The 5,281-nt window shown below is 53.7% G+C and carries 8 protein-coding genes and 1 pseudogene; 7 read left to right on the top strand and 2 right to left on the bottom strand.

Annotation, left to right across the window (positions count from 1 at the left end):
• The 7 genes and pseudogenes from AB7E14_RS20115 to AB7E14_RS20085 all read left to right on the top strand — a co-directional run.
• Window positions 1-308, top strand: a pseudogene (locus AB7E14_RS20115) (signal recognition particle protein); the annotation flags it as partial.
• A gap of 270 nt (window positions 309-578) precedes the next feature.
• Window positions 579-827, top strand: a complete 249-nt coding sequence (gene rpsP, locus AB7E14_RS20110; protein WP_042325918.1) for a 30S ribosomal protein S16 — start codon at window positions 579-581, stop codon at window positions 825-827.
• Between the two features lie 18 nt (window positions 828-845).
• On the top strand, window positions 846-1,394 hold the full coding sequence (gene rimM, locus AB7E14_RS20105; RefSeq protein WP_042325915.1) for a ribosome maturation factor RimM: 549 nt from the start codon (window positions 846-848) through the stop codon (window positions 1,392-1,394).
• Window positions 1,395-1,438: 44 nt separating this feature from the next.
• On the top strand, window positions 1,439-2,206 hold the full coding sequence (gene trmD / locus AB7E14_RS20100; protein WP_042999689.1) for a tRNA (guanosine(37)-N1)-methyltransferase TrmD: 768 nt from the start codon (window positions 1,439-1,441) through the stop codon (window positions 2,204-2,206).
• A gap of 40 nt (window positions 2,207-2,246) precedes the next feature.
• On the top strand, window positions 2,247-2,594 hold the full coding sequence (gene rplS, locus AB7E14_RS20095) for a 50S ribosomal protein L19 (RefSeq protein ID WP_012134695.1): 348 nt from the start codon (window positions 2,247-2,249) through the stop codon (window positions 2,592-2,594).
• Window positions 2,595-2,729: 135 nt separating this feature from the next.
• Window positions 2,730-3,146 carry a DUF2946 domain-containing protein gene (locus tag AB7E14_RS20090; protein ID WP_058586975.1) on the top strand — a complete coding sequence of 139 codons (417 nt, stop codon included), beginning with the start codon at window positions 2,730-2,732 and terminating at the stop codon, window positions 3,144-3,146.
• A gap of 56 nt (window positions 3,147-3,202) precedes the next feature.
• A complete protein-coding gene (locus AB7E14_RS20085; RefSeq protein WP_316962792.1) occupies window positions 3,203-4,561 on the top strand; it encodes a PepSY-associated TM helix domain-containing protein in 1,359 nt (452 codons plus the stop codon).
• Window positions 4,562-4,564: 3 nt separating this feature from the next.
• Here the strand turns inward: AB7E14_RS20085 and AB7E14_RS20080 are convergent, their stop codons facing one another.
• Both AB7E14_RS20080 and AB7E14_RS20075 read right to left on the bottom strand, forming a co-directional pair.
• On the bottom strand, window positions 4,565-5,047 hold the full coding sequence (locus AB7E14_RS20080) for an OmpA family protein (RefSeq protein ID WP_042999692.1): 483 nt from the start codon (window positions 5,045-5,047) through the stop codon (window positions 4,565-4,567).
• A gap of 15 nt (window positions 5,048-5,062) precedes the next feature.
• On the bottom strand, window positions 5,063-5,281 hold a 219-nt coding region (locus tag AB7E14_RS20075; protein WP_428169852.1), incomplete at its 5' end, for a diguanylate cyclase domain-containing protein.

The following is a 5,281-nucleotide window of genomic DNA, read 5'->3' as shown; positions in this document are numbered from 1 at the left end:
GCAAGCTGCCGGGCATGGGGCAGATCCCGGACAACGTGAAGTCACAGATGGATGACAAAGTGCTGGTGCGCATGGAGGCGATCATCAACTCGATGACGCTGAAAGAGCGCGCGAAGCCGGAAATCATCAAAGGGTCCCGTAAACGCCGTATCGCACAAGGCTGCGGTATGCAGGTGCAGGACGTTAACCGCCTTCTGAAACAGTTCGACGACATGCAGCGCATGATGAAGAAGATGAAGAAGGGCGGGATGGCCAAAATGATGCGCAGTATGAAAGGGATGATGCCGCCAGGATTCCCTGGTCGCTAAAAACAAGGGCATAGGGCTATCTTGTTTGCCATTTTAGTTCCGGGGTGTGCTCGAAATGCTCACGTACTACGTGTACGCTCCGCTTTCTGTGCGCACGCCGGAACGAAACTGGCTTCACCGATATACGCCTTCTATCCCTTGTTTACTGTCCAGCATCAAGATGCTGATTGCAATTTCCCCAGAAATCAGTAAAATTTTCGGGCTTTTAATATGACACCGGGCTCCGTTCCTCGATGGGGCCCGGTTGTTTTATTCACACAAGAGGATGTTATGGTAACTATTCGTTTAGCTCGTCACGGCGCTAAAAAGCGTCCGTTCTACCAGGTTGTTGTTACTGACAGCCGTAACGCACGTAACGGTCGCTTCATTGAGCGCGTTGGCTTCTTTAACCCAATCGCTAGCGAAAAAGAAGAAGGCACTCGCCTGGATCTGGATCGCATCGCTCACTGGGTTGGCCAGGGCGCGACCATTTCTGATCGCGTTGCTACGCTGATCAAAGAAGTAAGCAAAGCAGCTTAATCTGTCACGGTGGTCATGATGAGCAAGCAACTCACTGCGCAAGCACCCGTGGACCCGATTGTCTTAGGGAAAATGGGATCGTCTTACGGTATTCGTGGTTGGCTCAGAGTGTTTTCTTCCACTGAAGACGCCGAAAGCATTTTTGACTATCAGCCCTGGTTTATCCAGAAGGCGGGTCAGTGGCAGCAAGTACAGCTGGAAAGCTGGAAGCACCACAATCAGGATCTGATCATCAAGCTGAAAGGCGTTGAAGATCGGGATGCTGCGAATCTGTTGACCAATTGCGAAATTGTCGTGGATTCTACGCAACTGCCAAAACTGGAAGAAGGTGACTACTACTGGAAAGACCTGATGGGCTGCCAGGTAGTGACCACTGAAGGCTACGATCTCGGTAAAGTCGTCGACATGATGGAAACCGGATCGAATGACGTCATCGTCATTAAGGCAAACCTGAAAGATGCGTTTGGTATCAAGGAACGCCTCGTGCCGTTCCTCGATGGGCAGGTTATCAAGAAAGTCGATCTCACTACGCGGACTATCGAAGTAGATTGGGATCCTGGTTTTTAAACCACCGGATAAGCGGTAAATGACGGCGTGATGGGGATTGGCTTGTGTTTATAGGTATCGTTAGCCTGTTTCCAGAAATGTTTCGCGCAATTACCGATTACGGGGTAACTGGCCGGGCTGTTAAAAATGGCCTGCTGAACATCCAGAGCTGGAGTCCTCGTGACTTCACGCATGACCGGCACCGTACCGTGGACGATCGTCCTTACGGCGGCGGACCGGGGATGTTAATGATGGTACAACCCTTACGGGATGCCATTCATGCAGCAAAAAGCGCGGCGGGTGAAGGCGCTAAGGTGATTTATCTGTCACCTCAGGGACGCAAGCTTGATCAAGCAGGCGTCAGCGAACTGGCTACGAATCAAAAGCTGATTCTGGTCTGTGGTCGCTACGAAGGTATAGATGAGCGCGTGATCCAAACCGAAATTGACGAAGAATGGTCAATCGGCGATTACGTTCTCAGCGGTGGCGAGTTACCGGCAATGGTACTGATTGACTCCGTTTCCCGGTTTATTCCGGGGGTTCTGGGTCATGAGGCATCGGCAACGGAAGATTCCTTTGCGGATGGATTGCTGGACTGCCCGCACTATACCCGACCTGAAGTGTTAGAAGAGATGGACGTCCCGGCAGTGTTACTGTCAGGAAACCATGCTGAGATACGTCGCTGGCGCTTGAAACAGTCGCTGGGTCGCACCTGGCTTAGAAGACCTGAACTTCTGGAAAACCTGGCTCTGACTGAAGAGCAAGCAAGGTTGCTGGCGGAGTTCAAAACGGAACACGCGCAACAGCAACATAAACATGATGGGATGGCGTAAGCCCCCGATTATCAGTTTACCCAGGATAAGAGATTAAATTATGAGCAACATTATTAAGCAACTTGAACAAGAGCAGATGAAGCAGGACGTACCTTCCTTCCGTCCGGGTGATACCGTGGAAGTGAAAGTATGGGTTGTTGAAGGTTCCAAAAAACGTCTGCAGGCATTCGAGGGCGTGGTTATCGCTATTCGTAACCGCGGTCTGCACTCTGCATTCACTGTTCGTAAAATTTCCAACGGCGAAGGCGTTGAGCGTGTCTTCCAGACTCACTCTCCGGTTGTTGACAGCATTGCTGTTAAACGTCGTGGTGCCGTTCGTAAAGCTAAACTGTACTACCTGCGTGAGCGTACTGGTAAGGCAGCTCGTATCAAAGAGCGTCTTAACTAAGATATCGCTCAGGCGACATCCTGTTAGAGGGGCTGGCCAGTTGGCTGGCCCTTTTTTTATCTCCGTAATACTCACAACGTTAACCTTCAGTTCATAAATCATTTACAATGCCCCTCGTTCTCTGCGGGAGGGACAGTGAATAACGGTAAATTTCGTCAGTCAGGTTTTCAGCGGCACGCGGCATGTCTCGCGTTGTTTGCGATCCTGCTGATTGTCATTGCCCCGCTAATCTCCGTTGCACTGCAAAAAGATCCAATGAGCGCGATGCCGGGTATGCATCATGAGATGAGTTCGATGGCGAAGCACACCGGGCATCATGGTGATTCTCCTTCCATTCCGAGACCTGTCGATCACGGCGAAGCCTGTGGCTATTGTGTATTACTGGCTCATGTTCCAGGGCTTATCCTGGCGATGATGATTCTGCTCTGCGGCGTTCTGCTCAGAGTGCAATGTCAACCCACTCGTCCGACGGTAAAACACTGGTATTTCTTCCCCTGGCTGTATCCTGATACGCGCGCGCCGCCGCGCAGGTCCTCACTTTCCTGTTACTGAAAATAAGATTGACGCATAAGCGTCACGACACTCTTTTGCTTTTTCTGAGGAAAAGTATGACAACCTGCACACCGCGCGCGGCATGGATAACCCTGCTGCGACGCCTTCATTTCTACATCGGCCTGTTTGTCGGGCCATTTATCTTTGTTGCCGCACTGACCGGCACGTTGTATGTGGCGACGCCGCAGCTGGAAGAGGCCATTTACGCTCAGGCACTTAACGGGACGACGCAGGGAGAGCCGCAATCGCTGGCGGCACAGGTTGCGATCGCGCAGCAGGTGACCGGTGGGCACCTGCGCCTGCACGCCGTCCGCCCTGGACTGGAGCCGGGCGATACAACGCGCGTCATGTTTACCGACTCTGCGCTGGCGGCTTCTGAACATCGGGCCATTTTTATCGATCCGGTAACCCTGGCCGTGAAAGGCGATATGCCGGTGTACGGCACCAGCGGTATCCTGCCGCTGCGGCAGTGGATTGATTATGCCCACCGTTCGCTATTGTTGGGGGAGGCCGGGCGTCTCTACAGTGAACTGGCGGCATCCTGGATGTGGGTGGCGGCGCTGGGCGGTATTACACTCTGGTCAGTAACGCGACCCCGGCGCCGGTTGAACAATCCGGTACAAAATCACCGTCGCTTGCACGTTACGCTGGGATGGCTGTTGTTAGTCGGAATGCTGCTGTTTTCAGCAACCGGACTGACCTGGTCGCAGTGGGCTGGCGGCAATGTGGATAAAATGCGCGCCGCGTTTGGCTGGCTGACGCCACAGCTTAACGCTCAACTTCATGGTGCTCGCCCGCTTCATGATGAGCACGCAGACCACCATGGCGGCAGGGAGATGCCTGCTGTCCAGGTGAATATCCGTCAGTTCGATACCGTATTACAGACCGCGCAGACGGCTGGCCTCAATGCGCTTCGGCTGGAGATTCGCCCGCCGAAGGATGCGCAGCACGGGTGGACGGTAACGGAAATCGATCGCCGCTGGCCTACGCAGGTTGATGCCGTTGCTGTTGACCCGACGACGCTTCAGGTGACCGACCATACCCGATTTGCCGACTTCCCGCTGATGGCGAAGTTGACGCGCTGGGGCGTCGATTTTCATATGGGCATTCTGCTGGGATTGCCGAACCAATTACTGCTGATCGGTTTTGGCGTTGGCCTTTGCCTGATGATCGTGATTGGTTATCGGCTGTGGTGGATTCGCCGTCCTGCGGGCCCATCAGCCAGTCCGGCGCAGACGCTGGTTCAAAGCTGGCTCATGTTGAGCGTTTGGGGGCGTACAGGTGTTGGGTTACTGGCGATGACGCTCGGACTGGCAATGCCGGTGCTGGGGGGGAGTCTGCTGCTGTTTATGCTGGTCGACTGGCTGCGCTGGGTTCACGCGTCACGCGAGGTAATCGTGCAGCCAGCCGACTGAGGACTAAGGCGTGCTGATGACCACGGCGACACGGCGGTTTTCAGCGCGACCTTTCGCCGACTGGTTGCTGGCGATGGGGTATTTTTTCCCTAATCCCTGAGTGGTCAGATTGGTGCGCGGAATCTTCGCACCTTCTGACCACGCGTCCGCCACGACATTGGCGCGCTTGAGTGATAACGCCTCATTGTAGCTGTCCTCGCCATAGTTATCGGTATGCCCATCCATACGCGCATGATTCAGACCGACTGAAGCCAGACGAGCGGCCATCGACTGAATCTGCTGCTGGCTTTCCGCACGCAGTTTGTAGTCATTCTTATCAAACAGGATAGTGTCGGAAAGCCCCAGGGACCAGTCTCCCGCGGATTCAGTAAATCCGTACGATTGCATGGCTGCTATCTGCTCAGGGGTGAATTTGCCCTGTGGAGCCTGACAGCCTGCCAGCAGTAGCGTGGCAAGAATGAATGGAGATAAAAGACGCTTAAGCATGTGTGCATTCCTTTTTTATTTTATCGAGCGCACAGCGCGCTGATGTTTAGCCTGATACATATTACGATCGGCCAGCTCTTGTAATTTCTCGGCGGAAGCGTGCTCCCAGGTCAGCGCGTAACCCATACTCAGTGTCATACTGACTAAATGCCCGTTATGCAGGTCAAAAGGACGATTAAACTCTTGTGACAGCGCGGCGCTGATTCGCTGGACTTCATAGTCTGAATGGACGCC

The sequence above is a fragment of the Citrobacter sp. genome (genome assembly GCF_050252275.1).
Lineage (GTDB): Bacteria > Pseudomonadota > Gammaproteobacteria > Enterobacterales > Enterobacteriaceae > Citrobacter_A > Citrobacter_A amalonaticus.
This window is presented reverse-complemented; position numbering and strand designations above follow the sequence as displayed.